Origin of the sequence: Microcoleus sp. K4-B3 (assembly GCF_036704615.1) — a bacterium.
Taxonomy (GTDB): Bacteria; Cyanobacteriota; Cyanobacteriia; order Cyanobacteriales; family Microcoleaceae; genus Microcoleus.
In genome coordinates this window covers 42,592-65,750 of sequence record NZ_JAUBSF010000016.1, presented here as the reverse complement: position 1 = coordinate 65,750, position 23,159 = coordinate 42,592, and the positions used below count along the sequence as shown (strand labels likewise).

The window sequence follows — 23,159 nt, the reverse complement described above, 5'->3', positions numbered from 1 at the left end:
CCCATTCCCCATTCCTCATTCCCCAAGTTTCCTTCTCTATGATTCCAGTTATTTCGACTATTCCTGTGGTGCAGCTTGCTTCGGGCGATCGGCTTTCACTGCAAGTCTATCAGTTCCAAGGTGCGATTCCGGGCAAAAAAGCTTATCTCCAATCTAACCTCCACGGTGCTGAGATTAGCGGTAATGCTGTGATTTACCAATTAATTGAGTTTTTAAGGTCTTTGGACAGCAGTCAGTTAAGCGGGGAAATTTGGCTGGTTCCTGTTTGCAATCCTGTGGGTGTCAGTCAGCGATCGCACCATTTTTCCCCTGGTCGCTACAATCTTTATGATGGGGTAAATTGGAACCGGATTTTCTGGGATTTTGAAAAACAAGGGGAAGATATTCTGGCTTTTGCTAAGTCTCACATCCATCTCGATGCCGATACTGTCAAAGTTAATTACAGAAAAGCGATTGCTTTGAGTTTTGCGAAAGAGTTGGCAAAAATTAACGCTCCTAGCTGCCGCCCCTACAGCGAACTTTACCGATATCAGCTACAATCTTTGTATTTGGATGCTGACTATGTGATCGATTTGCACAGTTCTACGAATCAAAGTTTAGATTACCTTTACTGTTTTAATTCCCGGGAGGATAGTGCGAAAGCTTTTTTGCTCGATCGCGCAATCTTGTTTGACGACTACGATGGGGATGCTTTTGACGAGGCGTTTCTCAAGCCTTGGCTGGCTTTGGAAAAGATTTTGGCAGAATTGGGAAGTGCACTCAAATTTGACGTGGAAGCTTGGACTTTAGAATTAGGTTCGGGGATGGAAATGAATCCCCAGTCGGTGGCGAATGGCTTGCGGGGAATCAAAAATTACTTAGCAAGTAAGGGTTTATTGAAAATCGATGGATTTCCTCTCCCGGAAACTGCGGCGCATCCAGTTATTCTCACCCCCAAAAATTCGGTGAACAAATACTACGCGCCGGCGGGCGGGATGATTCAAAATCGAGTGCAATTGGGGAGTTATGTCAAAAAGGGCGATCGGCTTTATCAAATTCTCAGCTTTAATAAGAATGGGGAATTTCCCAGTTTGGTTGATGTTTGTGCTGAGTCGGATGTTTTCATTTTTGATGTTTCGACCAATCAGTCAGTAAATCAAGGAGAGTATGTGTTGTCTGTGATGGCAGATTGAGAATACCAAGAAACCCGGTTTCTGTAAGAATTCGGGTTTCTGAAAACCTATTGGTAGTCGAACCATAATTTACGATATACTATTGAATAGGGCTTGTTTAAATTGCGCTGCACTTTTATAATAAATTTCTGGATTGTCAATTAAAGCGCGATCGATAAGGGTGGCTAGCGGTTGAGGAATCGCAGAAGTGCGATCGCGCACAGGAACCACATCATTTTGTAAAACCGCCAAAAACGGGTCTTGACCCTGCAAATTGCGCGGGGACTATCCCGTTATCATCACATACAAACAAGCCACTCTATTTGGGATTATAGAAACTTTTACTCCCCCCCTTAGCAAGGGTCTAACTCTTACTCCCCCCCTTAGCAATGGGCTAACTCTTACTCCCCCCCTTAGCAAGGGGCTAACTCTTACTCCCCCCCTTAGCAAGGGGGGGCTGGGGGGGGTAAAATACCCGATGTTCTCAACGATTGAATCTAATCTACCTTTCTAACTCTTACTCCCCCCCTTAGCAAGGGGGGGCTGGGGGGGGTAAAACACCCGAAGTTCTTAGCGATTTAATCCTCTCTACAATAACCTCTAAAACCCCATCCAAATTATGATAAACATCCTCATTAGTAAACCTCAAAAACTTAATTCTTGCCGACTCAATAAAGGCCTGCCTTTCTGCATCATATTCTACAGCGCCCTCCACAAAATGGCTGTCACCATCAACTTCTAGTGCTAACTTGATTTCCGGTGAGTAGAAATCTAGCACAAATGCTGCTACACTATATTGTCTGCGAAATTTACAATTCTCAAGCCGTCTGTTTCTAATGTGTTCCCATAGTCGCTTTTCAGCTTCTGTCATTTCTGTGCGAAGCTTCTGTCGCTTGAATTTTTCTGAGGGTCTGTTGTAGAGTTTTGTCATTGTTATATAGGATTTTTTTGTGGGTCTTTTGGTTTTTTAACCCCCCCAACCCCCCCTTGCTAAGGGGGGGCTAAGAGTTTTTTGAGTTTGTTCGGTGGTGGTACGGTTTATGGTTGAATGAAAATACCGATCGCATTATGAACTCTCGCAGCAGTTGACGGAGGTCGATCGAGCAAACTACCTCCCAAATACAAACTCGTCGAACTTCCCCCATCCAAATTTAAAGCCTCCACAGCACCCATTTGCTGCAATATCTGCGCCAGTTCTGCAAAATTTGGCCCGGCCCCGCCCGCGCGATTGTGCACCGCTACAATTAGCAAATTCCCCGCAGCAGTTCGCCCGATCGCACTTCTAATTGCTGTCTGTCGAACGTAAGCATCGCTAAACCCTTCCGCCTTCGCATCCAGCACAATTCGACTGTTTTGTACCAACACGGGCCCGCCGCCGAGAATGTAAGGAAAACGGTTGAAATCCGCAGGAATTGTGTTAGTTTCCAAACGCAATAAAGTGCCGATCGAAAGTTGAGGTACAGGGGAAAAATCGGAACGCAAAGCTAAAATATAACCGTTAGCAGGAATTGGAAAAGTTGTTGTTTCCGCCGCACCTCCGGGGGATTGGCTGACAACTCTATCGCCCGCAACTGTTACAACTATCTCATTTTCAGAAAACGGAGTATAAGTTGTTCCCCAATCGGGATTGTAGCGACCGATTCCCGATTGTACGTAGGCACTATTTAGATGAGAAACAGGCAAACGCTGATTTGCAGGAGTTATCAAAGTTTCTTGCAAAGTCAAACGATTGATGACAAATTCGCCCCGATCGTTCCAGGCGATCGCCCCCCGGTTCAATATCGGCCCGGAAAGCCATTTATTCTCGCGCCGAATTGCCCCTAAAGCTAATCGATTTATCCGATTGAAAAACCCTGCATTAATCGCCGCAGCAGTTCCCGAAACTTCTGCTGTTTGCAAGAGAGGTGCAGTGCCTTTATCTGTCGGCGGATTGCTGAGAATTGGTCGAACTTTCACACCTGTTTGACGAGGATTAACTTCTAACCAAACTACTGGAAAACGAGCTGTTCCTAAATTTTGATACTGCTGCCGCCATCTGACTCCCTGTGCCCAAAGAATGTTTTTTTCTATTAACGAATCGGGGCGAATGTCGATAACTAATCGATTGGGATTTCCCAAGCTGAAAACTTGCGGCCGCCAACCTAAAGGAATTGTGACTTTGACTTTGGTTTGAGCGCCAGCAGGTTCGACTTTTAGTGATAGCAATTGTTTGCTGGTGGCAAAAGTGCGATCGACCGCATTGCGATCGACTTTGGCATCGATCGCGATCGACCATTCTTGACCGGCGATCGGTTTTGCGGGCGTTATTTGCAGCGGGAGAGCGGGTTTGGTCGGGTCGTCTGGTGTTTCGAGGTTTGGCGCTGCGGGGATGATTGGCAGCGGGAGAGCGGGCTTTGTGGGGTCGTCCGGGGTATCTGGCGGTGTGGGTGTCGGCGACGGGCTTGGTTTATCGACAAAGTTGACTTGCCACGGGGCGGGGCGATCGAGATCTACAACAATGCGATCGCCCGATTCTATTTCTGCTTGCCGAATTCCGGTAACACTTGCAGTTTGAGAAGTAATTTTTAGAATATTCCCATCAGCAGATATCTGCCAGCCCGCAAGTCTAGCAAAATCGGTAACATCTAAGTAACGATACGGGCCTGTTGCGCGCGCTGCTAAGCTTTGAGCGCCGGTTAAAGATACCGAAAACCACTGCACCGGTTGTTTGGCACTGTCGGTGGCGCTGAGCAAATCCACTCCCGCACTTTGCATCAATCCAACATCAGCAATCCAAGTTCGGAAATCCGCAGAAGTGCTGTTTGCCGGCTGCTGAGTCCAAGCTAGGGGAAAAATGCGACCGTTTAGGGACACTTGGCGGCCTTGTCTAATTATCGAAGAGGGCGGTACAGATTGAGCCAAAAGCCTAAAGTCCGACAGGGGTTTCAACCCCTGTCTTATAGCTGAAGTTCTCTCAACAGAACTATGGGTCAATATTTCATTCGGTTTTAACCGACTTTCACTATCAGCCAGGGAATTCATTCCCTGGCGGGATCTCGAAGCATGAATCAACCCAGCCCCCTCCCCGTCTTGTGCTCTTCCGGGTTGATTCCAGAGCAAAGACGGGGCGATCGCCAGTACGGGTAAAATCGACACTGACAATATAGAACGCCAACAGGACAAATTACATTTCACAGCTTACAACTCACAATTTCATTCCTAAACGCATGGGGATCTAGAAACCAGGAATATCCGTATGTTTCTTCTTACTAAGCGGCGCTAATTGCCCTAAAGATCTACTACCAACTGCTCACCCCGGAAGAGAAATCACAAACTCCGAACCCTGCCCCACGGAGGAATTTACGAGTAACGTACCTCCATGTTTTTCCACCACAATTTGGCGGGCTATAGACAATCCTAATCCGGTTCCTTGACCCACAGACTTAGTTGTAAATAAATGGTTAAAGATGTTTTCCTTGACTGAGTTCGACATCCCCACTCCATTATCCTTAATCCGAATCAAAACCTGATTGTTGGATTCGCTCAGAGCAGTTTGAACCGTGATTTGATTGGGTAGGGCTTTAATTTCACTAAAAATGCGCCCCTTATTTGACTCCTCCAGAGCATCAATGGCATTAGCCAGTACATTCATAAATACCTGGTTCAACTGTCCGGGAAAGCATTTTACGAGGGGTAAGTTACCGTACTCTTTCACAACTTCAATAGCAGGGCGGAACTCGCTGGCTTTTAAACGGTGCTTGAGAATCAGCAGAGTGCTGTCGAGTCCGTCGTGAATATTGAAAGAAACTGGTCGATCGCTATCTGCCCTCGAAAACGTTCTCAAACTCGTACTGATATTGCGGATGCGATCGACTCCCTCGTTCATTGAGCTAATCAATTTCGGCAAATCTTCTCGCAAATACTCCAAGTCTATATCCTCAATTTTTTCTTCAATTTTAGATCCTGGCTTGGGAAAACTATCTTGATATAGATCGATTAGCTCGAACAAATCTTGTAGATATTCTTGAGCGGGTTGCAAATTGCCGGCGATAAAGCCTACGGGATTGTTAATTTCGTGGGCTACCCCTGCGACTAAGTTTCCCAGAGCAGACATCTTTTCACCCTGCACCAATTGCAACTGCATCTGTTTGAGATCGTTGAGATAAACCTCTAATTTTTGGGCATATTCCTGAGATTGTTGATACAGTCGCGCGTTCTGTAAGGAAATTGCTGCTTGCGAGCAGAGGATGTTGAGGATGGCGACGCGATCGCGCGTAAACGCCCCCGTTGTGAGATTATTCTCTATATACAAAATCCCCATGACTTTGCCTTGATGGAGAATGGGAGTGCATAAAACACTCTTGGGTTGCTGTTGGATGATGTAAGAGTCAGAAGCAAACGTGGTTTGAGTGCTGACATTATCAAACACTAAGGTTTCTTTTGTGCGTTTGACATAATTAATTAAGCTCAGAGGAATTGCTTGACTCTCTTCAACTAGCAGAGAGTCTAGATGGCAATCTTGACGATTTGTACAGTGGACGGCAACTCTCCAATTTCCCTCTTCATTTAAAATTAATGCTCCGGTTTGTGCTCCGGCATTCTTCACAACCACTTGCATCAAAGTAGTCAGCAATTGCTCTAGCTCGATTTCGCTGGAGAGAGCTTGAGACGCTTCAATCACGGTTGGCAAATCTACTAACTCCGAACTGCTGGTGCTGCCAATAATTGTCCTATTACTATTAGAGATGGATGATGATCCATTGGTGGAGGTGTGAATTGTTTCGTTCGGATGCTGACGATTTTGATTCGCTTGTAGGATAGCAGCAAGAAGTTGGGGATAACGCTTTTCTAGGTGGTCAATCTTCGCTTTTGCTCCCCAACGAGCGTAGGCATAGTAGGCATCGATTAAATAGGGTTTTGCGAGTTTCTCTTTGCCCCATTCTAAGTAGAATTTAGCCGCGAGTTCGTTAGCTAAAGCTTCTTCGTTGATGTACTCGTTTTCTTTAGCAAGGGCAATGGCGCGATCGTACATCTCTATCGCCTCGACTTTTTCTCCTAGAACCCGATGCCGTTGGGCCTCTACTAGATAGAATTTATGCAGATGATTCATGGGGGCATGATGCGCCCAGTTTTGCATTTTTTCTTGATTAGCTTGTACTCTGTTGAGAAGTTTCTGTTGTTCGGACTGTGGAGTGTCAGAATACACCGCCAACCGCCCCAAAGAATCGTAGAAATGGAAAACAGGAACAACGGGCATTCCTATTACTGCATTTAAATAGTTCTCTGCTAGAGCGATATTATCAATCGCTTCTGAGTATTTTTCAAACCAATAACAAAGTAAAAACTTGTTTAAATATATGTAGGCAAATCCCACTTGGTCATTTGTTTGCTGGTAAACTAGCAACTTGATCTGCTCATCGTAGGCTTCACCCTTAAGAATGCAGGAATTTTGACTTTTTCCCAGCAGATTCAAGACAGCCTGCCAATAAATTTCTATATAATTAAGCGGTTTTTTTTGTTTGATTTTATCAATAGCATCTCTGTTTCTTGCTATCTCTCTTTCAAGGGCAGTCAGTTCTTTGCCACTATAGTAAGCTGAACAGGAATACTGTAATAAATTATAGGCTGCATATTCTAAATCTCCTGTCTCCATTCCGCTCGAATAAGCTGACACCAAAGGCTCTAAGGTTTCTCTGAGATGCTCTTTGCAATGTCGGATCAAGAAATTTACTACGAAGGCTGTCTTGGCTTTGATTTCTTGAGAATTTAACTTTGACACTAGACTTAAAGCCAATTGACCGAACTGATAACCTGAATCAATATCTCCCACAACTCCACAAAGAAGAAAACCATAATTGGCGTAAGCAAAGGGAGAAACGGAAGCATTCCCATATTGGACGGATAATTGTACTTGTTTGCACACAGTCAAAGGCAACAGTGCAGGAGCAGCAAGGTATGCAGTAGCAAAGATACTTGATAAAAGTCTTATGGCTGCTAGTTTATAGGGCTCCCTCATTTGAGGCAGCTCAATTAAATCCTCAATTCGCTTCCCGTTCAAAATTGCCGCAGTTTCCCCTAATGCCTGCCCAATATCAGACGGATTTGGCTCGGAGGGAAACTCTACCCCCAACAGTTTTAAAACTTGTAGTCCCGTATTCAGCGCTTCCTGTAGCTTATTTTGCGCCATATAAGCTTCTATCTGTACTTCATATACCTTGACTTTGTCCAGTAGCATTTTGGCGCAGCTTTCCACCACTGATGCCAATTCTTCCATCCCGTCAAAGTCACCGTTTAGATATGCCGCATCTGCTCCTTCTGAGTACAGTGATAACGTCATTTCATATTGATTTTGCCAGTTATTTGCTGTCAGTAATTCCCTACCTATTTTGAAGTATTCAACCGCAGCCGAATAAGCAGTAGCAGCTTTGGCTTTCTTTCCTGCAACCAGATTCAATCCTGCTAATTGCTCGCGTTCTGCCTCCTGGGTAATTAGCTCAACTCCCACATTTAAGTGGTTGACAATATCAAAGATTCTTTCTTCTCGATCGGCTTCGGGCGTATTCTTTAACAGCAGTTGACCGATTTTTAAGTGAGTCGATCGCTTTTGGTCTTCAGGAATCAGGGAATAGGCAGCTTGTTGGACGCGATCGTGTAAAAACTTATATTTGGGTACTTGGTCGTGGGTAATTGATAATTGGTCAAATTCCTGACCATTCCCGATTACCGATTCGCTATTTTCCTCTGTTTGATAAAACTTATAAACTTCGGTAATGGGTAAAATTAACCCATCTTGTAGTGCCTTCCATAAAGCTGTTGCGGTTTCTACTGGCGAATTTTCATCAACAATTGCTAACGTCGCCAAATCGAACTGATTGCCAATACAAGCAGCTAATTTTAAAACTTCCTGCGTCCTGGTTGGCAACTTTCGCAACTGAAGTGCCATGAATTCTACTACATCATCCGTTAGTGCCAAGGTTCGCACTCGGGCAATATCGCACTGCCAATACCGAGCTTCAAAATTAAATTCAATTAGCCCATCTTCATGCAAAGATTTGAGGAATTGTGTGCTGAAGAATGGATTGCCTAGGGTTTTCTGATAAACGAGTTCTGTTAAAGGCAGAGCCAACGCTGTAGAACAAGCTAGAGTATCGGCAACTAAACTATTTACGTCGGAACGATCGAGCGGAGCTAAGGTAATAGTATTCACCTTTGCTTCAGTTTTTTGAATTTCTGCTAACGTCAGCATCAATGGATGCGCTGGAAATACTTCGTTATCCCGATAAGCTCCAATTAATAAGAGATAGCAGTTATCGCTAGCACTCATCAGCAGTTGAATTAATTTTAACGATGCTGAGTCTGCCCATTGCAAATCGTCCAAGAAAATTACTAAGGGATGTTCTTTTGTGGTGAAGATTTGAATGAAATTTTCAAACAACAAGTTAAAGCGATTTTGAGCGGCACTGCCAGAAAGTTCCGGGACTGGCGGTTGCTGTCCGATAATTCGTTCAAGTTCGGGAATGACTTCAACTATCGCTTGAGCGCTATCGCCTAAAGCTGTCAAAATTTCTGATTTCCATTGTTCAACTTTCGCATCTGTTTCCGATAGCAATTGTCCCATTAAATCGCGAAAAGCTTGGACAAATGCACTAAAGGGTAGGTTGCGTTGGAATTGGTCAAATTTGCCTTTAATAAAGTAGCCTCGCTGTCTGACAATTGGTTTGTGAACTTCGTTGACGACAGCGGTTTTGCCAATGCCGGAGAAACCGGCAACGAGCATCATTTCGGTGCTTCCCGCACTCACGCGCTCGAAGGCGGATAGCAGGGAGAATACTTCGCTTGCTCTACCGTATAATTTTTCGGGGATGATGAAGCGATCGCACAAATCTCGCTGCCCTATTTTAAAGTTAGTCAGCGCCCCTGTCTCTTGCCACTGGTACAAACAAGTTTCCAAATCGTACTTGAGTCCTAGGGCGCTTTGATAGCGGTCTTCAGCATTCTTCGCCATCAGTTTGCTGACAATAAGAGACAGCACTAATGGAACGCTCTGGTTGACAATTGAGGCTGGGATAGGTTGTTTGGCGAGGTGGCAGTGTACCAAATCCATTGGATCGTCTGTTTGGAATGGCAACTTTCCTGTTAGTAATTCGTAGAATGTTACTCCTAGCGAGTAGAAATCTGTGCGGTAATCAATGCCTCGGTTCATCCGCCCAGTTTGTTCGGGAGATATGTATGGTAAAGTGCCTTCGAGGACGTTAGGATTTTGAATTTCTTGGGTTTCGCGCGGCAGCAGGGAAGCGATGCTCAAATCAATCAGCTTGACTTCTTTGCTGACCGGGTTAATGAGAATGTTGGCGGGCTTGAGGTCTTTATGGATGACTCGGTGGCGATGAAGTCCGTCAAGGGCGTTGGCAATTTGAATCGCCATCGGAAAAAACTCGTTAACGGGCAAGCCTTCTAGAGGTTCGTTGCTAGCGGATGCAATACTTGAGAGGTAGTTACTTAAGGAAATTCCGCCAAAGTCTTCCATCACCAGAGCATAGCGGTTATGATAGCTCTCCAGGCTGTATGCCTTGACAGTGCCGGGGATATTTAAGTTTTTAGCAATCACGTATTGGTTGCGGAAGTGAACCAATTCGTTGAAGCTGGGAAAGTCTTTTCGCAGTAGTTTGATCGCGACGGGTTGCCCATTTTCCGAGCGAATACCGCGATAAACTAGAGTTCGATTGCCTGCGTATATTTGCTCGTTTATGTGATATCCCAGAAAAAAATTTGTGATCTCAGTCATATCTACGTATTCCTACTGCTAATGTCAAGCCAAAAGCTTTTTAGAGTTGATATCTACTATTGTCGCTCTATCTCCCGTGCTATTGCTTGAATTACATTTTTCTTAACATATTTTGGAGATCGAATTATGAAAGAGCTATTTGAAAAACAAGACTTAATATTTTATGTAAGAGCTGTTGATACGGCAGTTGAGACTAAGTAGAAAATGACTTAGCTAAAGCTGATTGAACGACAGCAGTTCAAGGCAGAGGAACTTCAGAAGCCAATTAATAGGCTTGGCATAATTATGAGATGATTTTTGACACTCTCGGCCCTAAATAAACTGAGATTCTTGTTAGGGTTAAGCTGTCGCGCATTTAAATTGTATATTCTCCCCGGGCGGGACACCCCACAAGACTTTGATTTTTTTTGACAGACAATTTAAATGCCGCAACAGCTTATGGACAACTGTCAACGTTTTTCGGCCAGGCATCTTAGCCTGGGTTCTGGACGATCGCTTACAAGAGTTGCGCGCAAACTCTGACTGTAATTGGTGAAATTCGATCGGTTTCTTGATACACTTGATGTTCGCGGCCCGAGAGTTGACTGCACAATAAGACAGGTTTCACGAGTTGTGAACCGCGCTGCTACATTGCACCTACCGACTGACCGGGCAGGTGGGTTTTGTGTCTGCGGGCGCTGACTAAACCAACTCAACAGCGCAGCCAACAAAATAAAGCTAGATTTACTATCTACCCGTGTTCGCTGCAAGGCTACCCTTGCGGACTCAGGAAAAAAACACCCAAAAAACTCGTGAAGCGCAGCTATCCCGTAGGGAATCGCCTGCAATGTATCTAGTTGCAGGGCGGCGATTTCCCAAAGAATCACTGCTTTTTAACAGCAGGGTATTCTAGGAGACATCTCCGAGAGGATGCGAGCGAGATAATTTAAAATCTGCAAACAGGGTTTCAGTGCTAAGTACAGGCCGCATAGACGTAAATTTTTAATCAAATCAGCTTCCAATGTGCTGTCTTAAAGTTTACTAGGCTCCCACCGCTCGGCAGCTTTCTCTCCGAGCTATAAAAACGCATCAACCACACAATCACGGAAATAACATTCAATCAACATGGGTAACACGATCGATCCAAACAGAAACGTGCATCAGACTCAGCGAGGAACACCCTATGCCGGCCAAAGCTGGTTAGTGGAAGAAAGAGATGCCTGCGGTGTGGGTTTTATTGCCAACCAAAACGGTGCAGCTACTCACTCCTTAATTCAAAAAGCGCTCCCAGCTTTAACTTGTCTGGAACACCGCGGCGGTTGCAGCGCCGACTCGGATTCCGGCGACGGTGCGGGTTTAATGACCGCGATTCCTTGGGAATTGCTGGATGCTTGGTTTGCCGAACAGGGAATTGTGCCTCCCGCACGGGAAAACTGCGGCGTGGGAATGCTGTTCCTGTCTCAAGATAAATTTCAAGCGACTATAGCGCGGCAAGTGGTTGAGCAAGTTCTGACCGATCGCGGGCTGAAAGTTTTGGGATGGCGCAAAGTTCCCATCGTACCGTCGGTTTTGGGCGAGCAAGCGCTAGAAAATCAACCTCAAATCGAACAAGTAATTGTCAGTTCACCGCAATTAGCCGGAGACGAACTCGACAGACACCTATTTCTGGCGCGCCGCACGATCGGACACGCCCTGTCAAATCGGCCCAACTTCACCCGCCAAGACTTTTATACTTGCTCTTTCTCCTGCCGCACGATCGTCTATAAAGGCATGGTGCGATCGGCCGTACTGGCAGAATTTTACCCAGACCTGAAAAATCCCGCTTATAAAAGCTCCTTTGCCGTCTATCACCGGCGCTTCAGCACCAACACGATGCCACGCTGGCACTTAGCCCAGCCCATGCGCTTGCTGGGACACAACGGGGAAATTAACACGCTGTTGGGCAATATTACCTGGATGAAGGCGCGGCAAGCGAATTTATCTCACCCGAATTGGAGTCAAGCGGACATCGACACGTTCAACCCAATTGTCAATTCCGACAGCAGCGATTCGGCAAACTTGGACAACGTGATGGAATTGTTGGTGCACTCCGGCCGCACCCCCCTAGAATCCCTAACAATTATGGTGCCCGAAGCCTACAAAAATCAGCCGGATTTGGCTCCTTATCCCGAAATTGTCGATTTTTACGAGTATTACAGCGGCATTCAAGAACCTTGGGACGGCCCCGCACTGCTGGTGTTCAGCGACGGCAAACAAGTAGGTGCTACGCTCGATCGCAACGGTTTGCGGCCGGCCCGCTACTGCATTACTAAAGACGGTTTGGTAATTGTGGCTTCCGAAGCCGGAGTTGTCGATATTCCCGAAGCAGATATTGTCGAAAAAGGCCGTTTGGGACCCGGACAAATGATTGCAGTTGACCTGCAAACCAAGGAAATTCTCAAAAATTGGCAACTCAAGCAGCGAATTGCTAAGCGGCATCCCTACGGCGAATGGCTGAAACAAAACCGCGAAATCTTGCAGCCGCAGCCTTTTGCCGAAACAGCAACCCTCGACTCGCAAACGCTGTTAGCAACCCAAACTGCTTTCGGCTACACGGCCGAAGATTTGGACATGGTGATCGTCGAGATGGCGAGTTCTGGGAAAGAACCGACTTTCTGCATGGGCGATGACGTTCCCTTAGCTGTGCTGTCAGAAAAGCCTCAGTTGCTGTACAACTATTTCAAACAGCGGTTCGCTCAAGTCACAAATCCGCCGATCGACCCCCTGCGCGAGGGGATGGTGATGTCGCTGACGATGAGTGTCGGCCTGCGGGGCAATTTACTGCAAGCAGTGCCGGAAAATGCCAAGCGGCTGAAAATTGATTCCCCCGTACTCAACGACGCTGAACTGTCTTTCTTGAAAGAGCAAAAGTCTTTCCCAGCTACCGAATTGTCAACGCTTTACAAAATTTCTGCCGGGCCAGGAGGTTTGAAAACCGCAGTCGAGCAACTTTGTCAAGAAGCGGCTGCTTCGGTGCGCGAGGGTTCGAGGATTCTGATTTTGAGCGATCGACTTTTGAAGAAAGAAGGCGATGGATCTTCTGTTGGATTGAGTGCAGAATGCACTTATATTCCGCCCTTCCTGGCAGTTGGTGCGGTTCACCACCACTTAATTAGCGTCGGCCTGCGGATGCAAACTTCCCTAGTTGTCGATACCGCCCAATGTTGGAGCACTCACCACTTCGCTTGTTTGCTCGGTTACGGGGCGGTGGCTGTTTGCCCTTACCTGGCTTTGGAAAGCGTGCGCGCCTGGTGGTCTGACGCCAAGACTCAAAACTTGATGCAGCACGGCAAAGTTCCCAATATTACCGTGACACAAGCTCAAGCTAGATACCGCACAGCGGTGGAAAACGGCTTGCTGAAGATTATGTCGAAAATGGGGATTTCGCTGCTGTCTAGCTATCAAGGAGGGCAAATCTTTGAGGCGATCGGCATTGGCGGCGATTTGCTCGATTTGGGCTTTAAAGGCACTGTTTCCCGCATCGGCGGTTTGAGTGTGGCGGAACTCGCTAACGAGGTAATGTCTTTCCACAGTCAGGCTTTCCCAGAATTGCACCTCAAAAAGCTGGAAAATTACGGCTTCGTGCAGTACCGCCGGGGCGGCGAATATCACATGAACAGCCCGGAAATGGCGAAGGCTTTGCACAAGGCTGTGACTACTTTTAAGGCTCAGACTAACGGTAACGGCAATGGGGCCGAACCAAAAATGACACCAATTGGTGTCAAAAATTCTGAAACGGCTTACGATCACTACGAGGTTTACAAGCAACAGCTCGAAAACCGCCCGGTAACGGCTTTGCGGGATTTGCTGGATTTTGCGAGCGATCGTCCTCCCATTGCCATCGAAGATGTAGAATCTGTAGCAGATATTGTCAAGCGGTTCGCCACCGGCGGTATGTCTCTCGGCGCTTTGTCGCCGGAAGCCCACGAAACTCTCGCGATTGCCATGAACCGCATCGGCGGCAAATCCAACTCCGGCGAAGGCGGCGAAGACCCGGTGCGCTACAAAGTGCTAAACGATGTGAGCGAGGCCGGTTTCTCACAAACGCTACCTCACTTGAAAGGTTTGCAGAACGGCGATACAGCTTCTTCATCCATCAAACAAGTAGCTTCGGGACGCTTCGGGGTGACTCCTGAGTACCTGATGAACGCCCAACAAATCGAAATTAAAATCGCACAAGGTGCGAAACCAGGTGAAGGCGGTCAATTGCCGGGGCCGAAAGTGAGCGAGTACATTGCTTATTTGCGCCGATCGAAACCGGGTGTCACGCTGATTTCGCCTCCTCCTCACCACGACATTTATTCGATCGAGGATTTGGCGCAGTTGATTTTTGACTTGCACCAAATCAATCCGAAAGCAGGAGTTTCGGTGAAGTTGGTGTCGGAAGTCGGCATCGGGACTGTAGCCGCCGGTGTAGCCAAGGCAAATGCTGATGTGATTCAAATTTCCGGCCACGATGGCGGCACCGGTGCTTCTCCTTTGAGTTCGATCAAGCACGCAGGTTCTCCGTGGGAACTCGGGTTGACAGAAGTTCACCGGGTGCTGATGGAAAATAAATTGCGCGATCGAGTTTTGCTCCGCGTTGACGGTGGCTTTAAAAGCGGCTGGGACGTGATTGTAGGCGCTTTGATGGGCGGCGAAGAGTACGGTTTCGGCACGGTGGCAATGATTGCAGAAGGCTGTATTATGGCTCGCGTTTGCCACATGAATACTTGTCCGGTGGGGGTGACAACTCAACAAGAACACTTGCGGAAACGGTTCCCGGGTACGCCGGAACACGTGGTTAATTTCTTCTATTTCGTAGCACAAGAAGTGCGGAGTTTGCTGGCAAAATTGGGTTATAAGTCGATCGCAGATATCATCGGCCGCGCGGATTTGCTGAAAATGCGGGATGGGGTGAAACTAACTAAAACTCAAGCGATTAATTTGGATTGTTTGACCAAGTTACCGGATACTAAGAGCGATCGATCTTTCTCGGTGCACGGCGGCGTACACACCAACGGGCCAGTGTTAGATGACGATTTGCTCGCGGATGCTGAGATTCAAAGTGCGATCGCCAATCACGGCACTGTTAGCAAGAGTGTAAAATTGGTGAATACCGATCGCACTGTAGGCGCGCGTTTAGCAGGTGCGATCGCGCAGCAACACGGCAACACCGGCTTTAGCGGTCAAATCACCCTCAACTTCACTGGTAGCGCGGGCCAAAGCTTCGGCGCGTTCAATTTGCCGGGGATGACGCTGGTGCTGTCAGGCCAAGCCAACGACTACGTTGGTAAGGGGATGCACGGTGGCGAAATCGCGATCGCACCGCCTGCTGGTGCGACTTATGATGCTTCTGAAAATGCGATCGTCGGTAACACTTGTTTGTACGGTGCGACGGGCGGAACTCTGTTGGCTGCGGGTAAAGCTGGCGAACGGTTTGCGGTGCGTAACTCGATGGCGAAAGCAGTCATTGAAGGTGCGGGCGATCACTGCTGCGAGTACATGACTGGCGGCGCGATCGTCGTGTTGGGAAAAGTCGGCCGCAACGTCGGCGCTGGAATGACTGGCGGCTTGGCTTATTTCCTCGATGAAGATGGCAGTTTCCCGGCTCACGTCAACGGGGAGATTGTGAAGATGCAGCGCGTTTGTACGGCTGCTGGGGAGGCGCAGTTGAAGGAGTTGATTGAGGCTCAGCGCGATCGAACCGGCAGCAAGAAAGCTGAGAAGATTTTAGCAAATTGGTCGGAATATTTGCCTAAGTTCTGGCAAGTTGTGCCGCCGAGTGAAGCGAATTCGCCGGAGGCTTCGGAACAAAAGATTGCTGTGGAAGTTTAATTTTGCAGTTGGTTAAATAGATGAGGGGTGACGCGAGTTGCCCCTTTTTTAAGGTTCACATACTCAACAATTTCTGATTGTTTGCGGTTGGCTAAAACAAAAGTCGCGATCGCATTTTCTTTTCTCTGTGCAAAAATTGCTATCAAATCAGTTATACTCAAAACGCTCGATCGCAGCCTACCCCCTCAAAAAATTGCGATCGCTGGCTTCCAAGTCAAAAACGCCACCTATAAAGCTGAGCTAGCTCTCATTTAGTTTGCATATCGTAATTATCAAGAAAACCTATCATTTTTTGTCAGTAGCTTTCCGCTGCTCCCTCCGGGTTGTACAGCAAAAGTTAAATACGCGTAAGCTTATCTGCACTGAGCGAAAAGTTTTGTTACAATAGGTAAGCTGTTACAAATCGTAACTTATGCTGATTTCTATTTTAATAATTGACGTTGCCCTCGTTGCCTGGTCTTTGCACTTAATGCAAGAGGCGATCGCGCAACGGGAATTTTCACTAATGCTAGCCGGGACCCTAGTTGCTGTCTCAGCCGCGGCTCTGGTAGTCGTCTACTTTCTCATGGGGTCTTGTTTGAGCCATTTGACCGAAATATCCCAACACACTTACTAAATCATAGTAGGGGATTGACCATTGTCCGGAAGCGAAGAGATTTTTTTGGAAAAAAGCCGAAAGCCTTGCCAATCCAAGGTTCAAAACTAATTTACCCAAAAAGCTTGACAAATATTGGTCACTTAAGGCATGATTGAGAGCGCGAAAAGAAAGGGGAATTAGCTCAGTTGGTAGAGCACTACAATGGCATTGTAGGGGTCAGCGGTTCGAGCCCGCTATTCTCCATAAAGAAACCCGTTCACAGAGCGGGTTTTGTCGTTTATCCCTCAAAACTGTTATATTGGACATTCTCAATTAGGACGACAGCAGCAGACAACTCCAGACATTTTTTACGATAAATTTACGATAAATTTTCGATATGCCAAAAGGTTCAGTAAATATTGAAGTTTTCAAAGAGCGTCTACGACTTGCCTGGTCATGGCAGGGTAAACGCTTTTCGTTATACATGGGTTTATCGGACACAACCATCAATCAGAAAGTTGCTTCCATGAAAGCTCAGCAAATTGAGCTTGATATGGCTACCAACAATTTTGACCCCTCCCTGAGCAAGTACAAGCCTCAGAAATATGAATCCATTTCTGTTTCTCAGCTTTTTGACCAATTTGTCGAATATAAGCGCCATACCATCTCGATCGGTGGCTTAAATAAATATCTCGCACTACAAAAACACGTTTCTGAGTTTTTCAAAAGCAAAACAGCGATTTCTGTTTCTGAAAGTGTGGGACTGAAATTTAAGGAATTTTTGGCACAGAAACTTGAACCCGTTACGGTACGCGAACGGATCGTTTTGATCAATGCTTGCTGGGAATGGGCGCTAAAAAAGAAGCTGGTTCTCGAAAATCCTTGGGCTGATGTCAAGGTTTCGGTTCCGCCCAAACAGCGCCCAGAACCGTTCACACTGACCGAAATAAGCGCCATCGTCCAGAAATTCCGCTCAAACTCCAATTTGAAACATTATGCGGACTATGTGGAATTCAAGTTCGGTGTCGGCCTCCGCACCGGGGAAGCAGCAGCTCTGATCTGGCGACATTGTTCCGCCAACTGCGCTCGCATCTGGATTGGTGAAAGTTTGAGTAATGGCGCTCGTAATGGCACGAAGACCAACAAAGCGCGCACGGTGCCGCTAACACGGACGCTTCAACAGCTATTGCTAAATCGACGACCAACTAAGGGAATGCCCGACGATTTAATTTTCACCAGCACAAACGGCTGTGCGATCGACTCCAAGAATTTCTGTAAGCGCTACTGGAAACCAGCGCTTGCTGAATTAGGGATTGATTATCGGCGACCCTATACCACCCGACACACACTAATTTCTCATGGTTTGGAATCTGGCATCAATCCGGTCGCTGTGGCATCGCTCACCGGCCACAATGTCCGCACTTTGTACGAAAATTATGCCGGACTCGTCAACCCAGCACGGCTACCAGACTTGCTCCCCGCATTGAACCCTGCTTTCGACCCGGTTTTGTCCCCGGTTTTAAAGGCTGATTCTCCGGTCGATCGCTCAGATACCTCTCCATAAATTTCTGATGATCGGGGTGATTGATATCCCTATTGCACATTATTAATTGATCCTGAAGAACAGAATTATAGAGAACTTTCCCGCTGGGATTTGGCCTCCAGTGAATGCCTTCTAAAAGTTTATTGTTTTGTCTGTACCGGATTAGGGTTCTTGCGCTACATTTTAAAATTTTGCAAGCAGTGCTAGCGTTACAGAAATTATCCATTTTCATAATTGAGTAAATGTTTGATTACGTTATCCTTTTTTGGCGCATCATTTCGATAAGCAATATTGGCGCTTCTTCTGCAGAAAGTAATTGAGTCCGAGCGCCATAAACTTTGAGCTTGAATTTTTGTTCAACTGTGACTTTAGTTAGTTGAGCTTAATTTTTCCCTTCATTTGTCATAGTTTGTTTCTGTTTCCTCATCTGTTGTTAGTTGCTGAGTTGCGATGTTATTTTTGAGCGATATCAATTGATTGATTCGATCGCGAACTAAATCATCCTCTCCTTCCAACCACTGAACTATCACAGCCGTCTCATATTTATTTCCTGGCGCTTTCCAGGCATACATTTGCGTTAGAAGAGCTTGCATCCGATCGGGGTAAAATTCCATCCACCAAATCAGAGCAATATCTCGAAGTTTTTTCGCATCTTCTTCAGTTACCTGTTCGGCACGAGATTCGGCTGTGGATTCGGATAGGAGTGCAGATACAGGTGTGGTTATAGGTGGTGTTGGTTCCGATATAGGTTCAGATGTAGGTATGGGTTCCGATATAGGTTCAGATGTAGGTATGGGTTCCGATATAGGTTCAGATGTGGTAGGGAAAGTATTCAGGAGAGGAGGAGTCAGGAGGGAAGAGGAATCTGTCTCCTCCTAACTCCTGTCTCCTTCTTCGAGGGTGTGGGTGTGAGCAATGCAGTGAAAGCGACTTTTTCGGCTTCGGTCAGCATCGACCAGACTTTTTGGCGATCGGCGGCACCGGCGCAGCAAACTTCCTTTAGGACACTGTGAATATCTTTGGCTACTTCCCGATCGCCCGTTTCGATCGCTAACCGAATAAATTTGACTAGCTCGGTTATTTCCTCTTCCTGCTGAACCTGCTGATCGACCTCATTTTTTTGATAATCAACCTTTTTTTCATGAGGTCGATCAGAAATTAATCCTTGCTCCGTAAGACTTTGATCGACCCGATCGACCCGATCATCCTTTTCACCCAAACTCTCAAAATCTTCTTCTCCCGTCGAGTCAGCATTCTTAAATTTTGTTGAGTTGGCGCTCGGATCAACAGTCAAATCAGTAGTCGAATCAGCAGTCGAATCAACGATCCTCTTCGAGGGCTTCGCTAACGGATAAGCAGTCTGATCTCGAATTTTTAAAGTTTGGGAAAAAGGGTGATCGGGTCGATCGGGTCGATCAAAGTCTTACGGAGCAAGGTGATCAACCTCGCGATCGACCTCGGTTTTTTGAGTAGGTCGATTGCGAGCTCGATCAGCGAGTTCATCTGGTTCGAGTTTTGCCCAAACCCGAACTCGCTTCTCTCGGATCATTCGGAACTCTCCTTCCCATCCCATTTTTTTAAGGATGGCTGAGCAGCGCATCTGGTGCGATCGCTCTTGCCGACTCAAATCAACTTGAAGATGGCTGAGCAGATCGCTGAGCCGAAGATAGTCACGGTGCTCGGTGTAGCTGACAATGAAATCTTCCCAAGGGTCTGAGGTTTGGAATTCCTCAGTGATACCAAATCCGATTATGGTAAACGACTTATGATCGAGGCTTCGGGCAATTTTCGAGTGAAAGACTAAAAGTGTCATTCTACCGTGGGTCTTGGGGGAGACGAAAGCAAAAAACACGCCCGGCGTAGCGCTCGCTCGCGCCAACCCTCCGAAGTTGAGATAGTGAAAGAAAAGTAAAACCGTCAATAACTATGCCAAAAAAAGCAAACTTAGAGGTAAGGATTCAGGTAAAAAATAGTTCATTGCAATACTTCGGACAGTTTTTTAACGGCCCTGTAAGCCTTACAGAGAAAGCCCTGCCATTTTTAACGCATTTTAGGAAACTTAGGGCTGGACTTAAACCTTGAAATAATAGTCCACCATATAGCCAGTCTGGGTTTCGGACACTCGATTAGATATAAAACTGTCCGAAGTATTGTCATTGAGAGCCGAGAAATATGGTAATGTAGTCAGATGAGCGAAAAACCAGAGTTATCAGCACTAAAAATGGAAATAGTTGAGCACTTGAGCCGTGAGGAACTGGTCAAAATTGTGCTCAGACAACAGAAGCTCATTGAAAAATTAGAACAAGAACTCGAAAAGCTCAAAGAGAGACAGCCCAGTAATAGCAAAACATCATCGAAACCCCCATCGAGCGATCTGATACAGAAATCAGAGACAGCCAAAGTCGATGGCTTAAAAGAGTCAGAGCCAGAGTCTAAGCGTAAACCAGGAGGACAGCCAGGACATATCGGCAAAACCCGAAAAGGATTTGGACGAGTGGATAGATATCAAATCAGCACTCCTGACAATGAGTGAGCATTGTGGTAGCAGAGAATTAAGTGAGATGATTGGTTACAGCAAGCAGCAGGTAGCCTGTGCCGGTTGCCAGACCAATTGAAGTAGTGGAATATCAACGAGTCAAGTGTCAATGCCTAGAATGTGGAGCAATGGCACTCGGACCTGCCTCACCGGGCATAGTGGCAGGACAAGACTTGAGCATCCACCTACAAGCATTATTAGTATGGTTAGGTAATTATGGGCATCTATCCTCTGAAAAACAACAAGAATTGCTGCGGGAATTAGGTGGAATCGAAATTGGGATCGGCACCTTACAAGCAACAAACGCCCGGGTAGCCAATGCTGTAAAGCCGGCCGTTGAAGCCTTGTGGAAATGGGCACCATTACAACCTAGCATCCATGTGGATGAGACTCCGTGGTGTGTCAAGGGAGTCAAAGAATGGTTATGGACAGCGACAGGTAAAGATTTTTGCCTGTTCCATGCGGCAGACACTCGCAGTCGCTCAGAATTAGAAGCAATGCTCGGGAATGAGTTTGCTGGAGTATTGAGTTCTGATGATTTTAGCGTCTACAACGGTATTGAGGTGGGAGCGCAGCAGAAATGTTTAGCTCATCTACGGCGACATTTTAAGAAAGTTCTGCAAATGGGCCACGGTAACAACACTGTCGTCGCCTCTGCGTTCTTGGATTTAATTGATGAGGCATTCCGACAACATCGAAAATGGCGCGAGCAGCCTGAAGAATTAGATTATCATACTTGGGCAAGGGACTTTAAGGTCTCTGTAGCAGAATTGTTAAATACTTGGCAAGGTCATGTTGGTTATGCTGCTGGACTTTTACTGCGTTCATTGCGTGAGAAAGCGCACCAATGGTGGTATTTTTTAGACCACCCTGAAATTCCCCCTGACAATAATTTGGCGGAACGTTCTCTGCTCCTCGGCTGTGACTAAGCGTAAGGTATCTGGCGGTTCCCGCTCTATGTCTCGGTTTGAACAAACTGCTGATTTGTTATCTGTGATTCAGACTTGTCGGTTTCAAGGTATTCGTGCAATAGATTTTTTCCGTGATGCTCTATCTGCCCATTCTTGTGACTTATTTATGCCTTCTCTTATTCCCCAATCAAAGACCTGAATCCTTACCTTCAAACAATGAGTCAGGCAATCAAAAATATTACCAATTATTACTGGTTTAACTCAGGTTTAACTGGGGTTGATTTGTTAGTAGTCTAACATAACCGGATTTGGTATCACTAACTTTTTTTGCAGAGCATCAAGCTGAGAGCGACAAGACAGGAGACTCCTGCCCAATCGGAATCTGAATAGTAAACTCTGTTCCCCTGCCTGGTGCAGAAATACACTCCAAGCTTCCCCGGTGTTTTTCCACTACAATTTGCCAGCTAATCGACAACCCAATCCCTGTACCCTTACCGGGGGGTTTTGTCGTAAAAAACGGGTTAAATACGTGGCGACGAACCTCTTCCGAGATCCCTGGCCCATTGTCCACAATTCGGACAGCTACGCAATTGTTGCTTGTTACTTCTGTGCTAATCCGAATCACGCTAGGATTCGCTTTAATTTCTTCTAGCGATCTCTGCGTGTTCCACTCATCAATAGCATCGATCGCATTTGCAAGTACATTCATAAATACCTGATTCATTTCTCCCCCATAACAGTCCACTGCGGGCAGGTTTGGGCAATAGTCCCGCACTACTTCTATCGAGGGGCGGTCTGACTTAAATTTTAGCCGGCTCTGTAAAATCATCAGCGTGCTGTCCATCCCTTCGTGAAGGTTGACCGATCTCATTTCATATCCTTCTTGCCGTGCGAAGAGGCGCAAAGATAAAACGATTTCGCGGATGCGATCGGCTCCTAAGTACATCGATTTGAACATTTTAGGCAAGTCGTCTTTGAGATAATCTAGCTCGCTTGCTGCGATTTCTGCTTGTATATCTGGAACCGGATTGGGATAGTGCTTTTCGTAGAGGTCAAGGATAGTGACCAAAGTTTTTGAATATTCCAGAGCATAGGAAAGATTTCCATAAATAAAATTAATTGGATTATTGATTTCATGGGCGACCCCAGCTACGAGTTGGCCTAGCCCGGACATTTTTTCGCTCTGAATGAGCTGGCTTTGCACCTGCTTGAGTTCGTGCAGGGAATTTTCGAGCTGTAGGGCTTTGTGCCGCTCTCGCGCTTCCGATGCTTGCAAAGCTGCTTCTGCAAGCTTGCGTTCAGCAACCTCCTGCTTGAGGCGTTCATTCGTTTGGGAAAGTTCAGCGGTGCGCTCTTCTACTCGCGTCTCTAGCTCTTGTGTCAAAACTTGCAGGTCGGCTTGCGCTCGCTCGCGCTCGACAATTTGTGCCTGAAGCTTTTTAGTTAAATTTCGCAGATTCAGGTGCGTGATAGCGCGAGCTAAAACCTCTGCGTGTTGAAGGGGCTTAGTGATATAATCAACTCCCCCCACATTAAAGCCTTTGACTTTGCTTTCTGTATCGTCCAGCGCGGTCATAAAAATGACTGGGATGTCTTTAATTAACTCATTCGCTTTCAGGTTTTGGCAGGTCTCAAAGCCGTCCATTTCTGGCATCAAAACATCCAACAAAATTAAATCAGGCTGGGAATATTGCACTTTTTTGAGAGCGCTAGACCCACTGCGAGCTACCCAAACAGTGAAGCCAGATGCGCTCAAAAAATCTAATATTGAACCCAAATTAGTGGGCGTATCATCCACAATTAAAATGGTTCCTCTGTTTAAAGATTCGCTACTCATTCTTA

Annotated in this window: 13 protein-coding genes, 1 tRNA gene and 2 pseudogenes; 6 read left to right on the top strand and 10 right to left on the bottom strand. The window is 46.4% G+C overall.

Going from position 1 to position 23,159, the window contains the following annotated elements; translation table 11 throughout:
* Window positions 1-38 precede the first annotated feature (38 nt).
* Complete coding sequence (locus QUA78_RS10290; protein WP_333301654.1) at window positions 39-1,172, top strand: succinylglutamate desuccinylase/aspartoacylase family protein; 1,134 nt, start codon at window positions 39-41, stop codon at window positions 1,170-1,172.
* Window positions 1,173-1,241: 69 nt separating this feature from the next.
* On the opposite strand, the gene QUA78_RS10285 is transcribed toward QUA78_RS10290, so the two are convergent.
* The 4 genes from QUA78_RS10285 to QUA78_RS10270 form a co-directional block, all read right to left on the bottom strand.
* Window positions 1,242-1,424 (bottom strand): hypothetical protein, encoded by a 183-nt coding sequence (locus QUA78_RS10285; RefSeq protein WP_333301625.1) that lies wholly within the window; start codon window positions 1,422-1,424, stop codon window positions 1,242-1,244.
* Between the two features lie 256 nt (window positions 1,425-1,680).
* On the bottom strand, window positions 1,681-2,082 hold the full coding sequence (locus QUA78_RS10280) for an endonuclease domain-containing protein (RefSeq protein WP_333301626.1): 402 nt from the start codon (window positions 2,080-2,082) through the stop codon (window positions 1,681-1,683).
* A 107-nt stretch (window positions 2,083-2,189) separates the two neighbouring features.
* Complete coding sequence (locus QUA78_RS10275; RefSeq protein ID WP_333301627.1) at window positions 2,190-4,286, bottom strand: phosphodiester glycosidase family protein; 2,097 nt, start codon at window positions 4,284-4,286, stop codon at window positions 2,190-2,192.
* A gap of 154 nt (window positions 4,287-4,440) precedes the next feature.
* Entirely contained in the window at window positions 4,441-9,915 is a 5,475-nt protein-coding gene (locus QUA78_RS10270; RefSeq protein ID WP_333301628.1) for an AAA family ATPase, read from the bottom strand.
* Window positions 9,916-11,019: 1,104 nt separating this feature from the next.
* On the opposite strand from QUA78_RS10270, the gene QUA78_RS10265 reads away from it, so the two are divergent.
* Complete coding sequence (locus tag QUA78_RS10265; RefSeq protein WP_333301629.1) at window positions 11,020-15,750, top strand: glutamate synthase-related protein; 4,731 nt, start codon at window positions 11,020-11,022, stop codon at window positions 15,748-15,750.
* Here QUA78_RS10265 and QUA78_RS10260 read toward each other — a convergent pair.
* Window positions 15,747-15,911, bottom strand: coding sequence for a hypothetical protein (locus QUA78_RS10260; RefSeq protein WP_333398769.1), 165 nt, complete (start codon window positions 15,909-15,911; stop codon window positions 15,747-15,749). The genes QUA78_RS10265 and QUA78_RS10260 overlap by 4 nt on opposite strands.
* 251 nt (window positions 15,912-16,162) lie before the next feature.
* On the opposite strand from QUA78_RS10260, the gene QUA78_RS10255 reads away from it, so the two are divergent.
* The 3 genes from QUA78_RS10255 (at window position 16,163) to QUA78_RS10245 (ending at window position 17,891) form a co-directional block, all read left to right on the top strand.
* A complete protein-coding gene (locus QUA78_RS10255) occupies window positions 16,163-16,366 on the top strand; it encodes a hypothetical protein (RefSeq protein WP_333301631.1) in 204 nt (67 codons plus the stop codon).
* 152 nt (window positions 16,367-16,518) lie between these two features.
* Window positions 16,519-16,591 (top strand) — tRNA-Ala (locus QUA78_RS10250).
* 133 nt (window positions 16,592-16,724) lie between these two features.
* A complete protein-coding gene (locus QUA78_RS10245; protein ID WP_333301632.1) occupies window positions 16,725-17,891 on the top strand; it encodes a tyrosine-type recombinase/integrase in 1,167 nt (388 codons plus the stop codon).
* Between the two features lie 229 nt (window positions 17,892-18,120).
* Here QUA78_RS10245 and QUA78_RS32825 read toward each other — a convergent pair.
* From QUA78_RS32825 to QUA78_RS10230, 4 genes and pseudogenes are all read right to left on the bottom strand, one after another.
* A pseudogene (locus QUA78_RS32825) lies at window positions 18,121-18,222 on the bottom strand (hypothetical protein); the annotation flags it as partial.
* 43 nt (window positions 18,223-18,265) lie between these two features.
* Window positions 18,266-18,484 (bottom strand): hypothetical protein, encoded by a 219-nt coding sequence (locus QUA78_RS10240; RefSeq protein ID WP_333301633.1) that lies wholly within the window; start codon window positions 18,482-18,484, stop codon window positions 18,266-18,268.
* Window positions 18,485-18,717: 233 nt separating this feature from the next.
* Window positions 18,718-19,164 (bottom strand): hypothetical protein, encoded by a 447-nt coding sequence (locus tag QUA78_RS10235; protein ID WP_333301634.1) that lies wholly within the window; start codon window positions 19,162-19,164, stop codon window positions 18,718-18,720.
* 129 nt (window positions 19,165-19,293) lie between these two features.
* Window positions 19,294-19,683, bottom strand: a complete 390-nt coding sequence (locus QUA78_RS10230) for a hypothetical protein (protein WP_333301635.1) — start codon at window positions 19,681-19,683, stop codon at window positions 19,294-19,296.
* 375 nt (window positions 19,684-20,058) lie between these two features.
* Between QUA78_RS10230 and tnpC the strand changes: the two are divergent.
* Window positions 20,059-21,516: pseudogene (tnpC, locus tag QUA78_RS10225) on the top strand (IS66 family transposase).
* Between the two features lie 138 nt (window positions 21,517-21,654).
* Here tnpC and QUA78_RS10220 read toward each other — a convergent pair.
* Complete coding sequence (locus QUA78_RS10220; RefSeq protein ID WP_333301636.1) at window positions 21,655-23,154, bottom strand: response regulator; 1,500 nt, start codon at window positions 23,152-23,154, stop codon at window positions 21,655-21,657.
* Window positions 23,155-23,159: the final 5 nt, after the last annotated feature.

What these genes read in the sequence shown, in the direction of transcription:
- QUA78_RS10290 (WP_333301654.1), top strand. Translation starts at nt 39, where the DNA reads ATGATTCCAGTTATTTCGACTATTCCTGTGGTGCAGCTTGCTTCGGGC.
- QUA78_RS10280 (WP_333301626.1), bottom strand. Translation starts at nt 2,082, where the DNA reads ATGACAAAACTCTACAACAGACCCTCAGAAAAATTCAAGCGACAGAAG.
- QUA78_RS10270 (WP_333301628.1), bottom strand. Translation starts at nt 9,915, where the DNA reads ATGACTGAGATCACAAATTTTTTTCTGGGATATCACATAAACGAGCAA.
- QUA78_RS10265 (WP_333301629.1), top strand. Translation starts at nt 11,020, where the DNA reads ATGGGTAACACGATCGATCCAAACAGAAACGTGCATCAGACTCAGCGA.
- QUA78_RS10255 (WP_333301631.1), top strand. Translation starts at nt 16,163, where the DNA reads ATGCTGATTTCTATTTTAATAATTGACGTTGCCCTCGTTGCCTGGTCT.
- QUA78_RS10245 (WP_333301632.1), top strand. Translation starts at nt 16,725, where the DNA reads ATGCCAAAAGGTTCAGTAAATATTGAAGTTTTCAAAGAGCGTCTACGA.
- QUA78_RS10240 (WP_333301633.1), bottom strand. Translation starts at nt 18,484, where the DNA reads ATGGAATTTTACCCCGATCGGATGCAAGCTCTTCTAACGCAAATGTAT.
- QUA78_RS10230 (WP_333301635.1), bottom strand. Translation starts at nt 19,683, where the DNA reads ATGACACTTTTAGTCTTTCACTCGAAAATTGCCCGAAGCCTCGATCAT.
- QUA78_RS10220 (WP_333301636.1), bottom strand. Translation starts at nt 23,154, where the DNA reads ATGAGTAGCGAATCTTTAAACAGAGGAACCATTTTAATTGTGGATGAT.